The following is a 2,914-nucleotide window of genomic DNA, read 5'->3' as shown; positions in this document are numbered from 1 at the left end:
TGACGGATCGGTGGTGGCGGGTGTGGTGGTTGGGGGCGCCTGCGTCGTCGGCTGGTCAACGGTTGTGGCGGGCGGAGTGGTCGACGACGTCGACGGGGTATCCGCCCAGCCGACCGCGGGAGCCATGGCAAGGCTGAGCAGCATCCCCGCTGCGAGGGCTGCGGTGCTTGTCCGCGGAGTGCGGAACCTGTTGTGGTGCTTGGGTGATCGATTCGACATGGGAGTGAGCCTTTCGGTGGGGTGGACGGCCCCGACACCCGTGAAGTCGGGTAGGCCAATCGATTCGTTATCGCGAGGAGCCCTCGGAGGGCGGAAATCATTCATGTGTCGTACGGCCTGAGAGCGTGTGGTTTACGGCCGGTCGACGGGTCCCGAGGGAATCGAGCTCAGCGGAGTGCGTGCGCCCGGATCACGCCCGGGAGCTGTGGTTCCGGGGTTCGTTGTTCCCAGAGCTGACGTTCCCTTCGCACTGAGGTGAATCATGTAGAAGGTGTCCCGACCACGCTCGAGTGGAATGTTGAACGACGACGGCCCCACAAGCGCCAGTCCCTCGGGTACCTCCAGCACAAGGACGCTCACCGTCCCGGACGCCGACTGCACGGTCGCGGGCAGGGTCGTGACGTAGGGGTTCACCGCGACCAGACGCACCAACACGCCGTTGACTCCGTCGTGCGCGCCGTCGAGCACGGCGTTGATAGTCACGGACCCATATGCGACAGGGTCTGCGGGCGTTGAAGTTTCGGTGCTCGCGGGTGTGCTCGGTTGAGTTGACGACGAGGGCGGGGTCGTCGACGGCGGTGTTGTTGTTGGCGGTGTCGTCAGCGGCGGGGGCGTTGTCGTCGGTGCGGTGGTGGATGGGGTGGCTACCGACGGCGCGGACGTGCCGACGTCGGCGTGGGCACCACCCACCCCGAGAGACAGGCACGCCGCGACGACGGCGACCGTACTCGAGAATGAACGGAAATACGTGACGGTACGCATGAGCGGACTCGCGATCTCCCCGACCCGGTTCGGATCACTGTGTGACCCCCGATGTCTGATGAGTCCGAATCGGGAGGGAGATTGTTAGCAGGCGTGAAGAACCGTTATCGACGCGTTATCCGGTGTCATTCACGTAGTCGACGGCGAGTACTGCTCACCTCGACGCCGCGTACCGCTTGGTGAGTTCACCCTTCACCAGCTTGCCCGTGGGTGTGCGAGGGAGATCTGCAACGAAATCGACTGAGCGTGGAACCTTGTACCGTGCAAGCGATTCGCCCGCGAAATCGAGCAGGTCGTCGGCAAGCGCCTGTGAGGCCGCGTACGCCGGATCGAGTTGCACGAGCGCCTTGGCGACCTCCCCGAGATCCTCATCGGGTACACCGATCACTGCGACGTCGTAGACGGCCGGGTGGTTGATGAGAACGTTCTCCGCCTCCTGCGGATAGATGTTGACGCCGCCGGAGATGATCATGAACGCCTTGCGATCGGTGAGATACAGAAATCCCTCGTCGTCGACGTAGCCCATGTCGCCTGTCGTCGCCCAGGTCGGGTGCTGCGGGTGATAAGCCGACGCTGTCTTTCCCGGGTCGTTGTGATACTCGAAAGCAGGCGTCTCGCGCTCGAAATACACGAGGCCGACGTCGCCGACGGGCACCTCGTCGCCTGCGTCGTCGCAGATTCTGATCACGCCCATACCTGCTCGCCCGACGGAACCGGGATGTGTCAACGCGTCCTCGGGGCCGATGAACGTCGCGCCCGCGGCTTCGGTCGATGCGTAGTATTCGTGGATCACCGGACCCCACCATTCGATCATTTCGCGCTTGACCTCGGCGGGGCAGGGAGCTGCGGCGTGGATCGCCACCTTCAGGCTCGACACGTCGTACTTGTCGCGAATATCCGTGGGCAGCTTGAGCATTCGGATGAACATCGTCGGCACCCATTGGCTGTGCGTGGCGCGGTACTCCTCGACGAGTCTCAGCGCTTCGTCCGGCTCGAAGTGGTCCATGAACACCACCGTGCCCCCGACCGAATTGGTGACGCCGCAAAAGCGCAGTGGCGCAGCGTGATACAACGGCGCCGGGGATAGGTAGACACTCTCGGCGTCGAATCCGTACAGCGGGCCGAAGACTGCGGTGTACGCATCGGGGATCTCCGCGACCAACCCGTCCGGTAGTGGTGTGCGAATCCCCTTGGGGCGTCCCGTGGTTCCCGACGAATAGAGCATGTCGGTCCCTCGGGGTTCGTCAGTGCGCGGTGTGTCCGGTGCTGCTGCCAGCACGTCGTCGTAGTCATCGAAGCCATTGATAACGCCACTCCACGCGATGCGATGACCTGGCTCGGCAAGTGCTTCGATGGCGCCGCTCGTCGAGACCGCTTCTGCCACAGTGGCATCGGCAAAGAGCACCTTCGCCGCGCTGTCGGTGAGGATGTAGGCGGTTTCGTCTGCGGTCAGGTGATGGTTGATCGCGGTGACGTAGAGGCCACTGCGGATCGCTGCCCAGTACACCTCGAACATGTGAAGGTTGTTGCGCGACACCATCGCGATGGTGTCGCCCGGACGTAGCCCGAGTTCGTCGAGGTGGTTCGCCAAGCGCGCGGAGTTGTCGTCGAGTTCGCGATATGTGAGTGCGGTTCCGGTCGCAGCGTCGACGACGGCGGCTTTGTCGGGTGTGGTTGCGGCGATGGTTCCTGGGAACACGACGATCTCCTCGATGACGCGGGATGCGAACGATGCCGAGTGTGATCGGCATCTCATGCGAGATCGTATACCGAGCGATAGTTCGGCGGGGCCGTGATGGGGCTTCTGTCGTGTGATTTGGTTGCTTATCGGGGTCGGAATCCGACGTCGGCGGTGATCCGACTCAGTCGAGTCCGACGGAGCGCCGGGCAGCCGAACGAAATGCCGTCATCACGGGGGGTGTCAGATGGTCTG

At 63.6% G+C, this 2,914-nt stretch carries 2 protein-coding genes and 1 pseudogene; all 3 read right to left on the bottom strand.

Annotation, left to right across the window (positions count from 1 at the left end; translation table 11 throughout):
• A pseudogene (locus tag B3T59_RS11570) lies at positions 1–219 on the bottom strand (hypothetical protein); the annotation flags it as partial.
• Positions 220–351: 132 nt separating this feature from the next.
• Entirely contained in the window at positions 352–702 is a 351-nt protein-coding gene (locus B3T59_RS11565; RefSeq protein WP_287003460.1) for a hypothetical protein, read from the bottom strand.
• A gap of 433 nt (positions 703–1,135) precedes the next feature.
• Positions 1,136–2,680 (bottom strand): acyl-CoA synthetase, encoded by a 1,545-nt coding sequence (locus tag B3T59_RS11560; RefSeq protein WP_287003473.1) that lies wholly within the window; start codon positions 2,678–2,680, stop codon positions 1,136–1,138.
• Positions 2,681–2,914 lie beyond the last annotated feature (234 nt).

The sequence above is a fragment of the Gordonia sp. UBA7860 genome (genome assembly GCF_002500165.1).
Lineage (GTDB): Bacteria > Actinomycetota > Actinomycetes > Mycobacteriales > Mycobacteriaceae > Gordonia > Gordonia sputi.
Note: the sequence above shows the minus strand (reverse complement) of the source record. Positions and strands in the feature narration are given on the sequence as shown.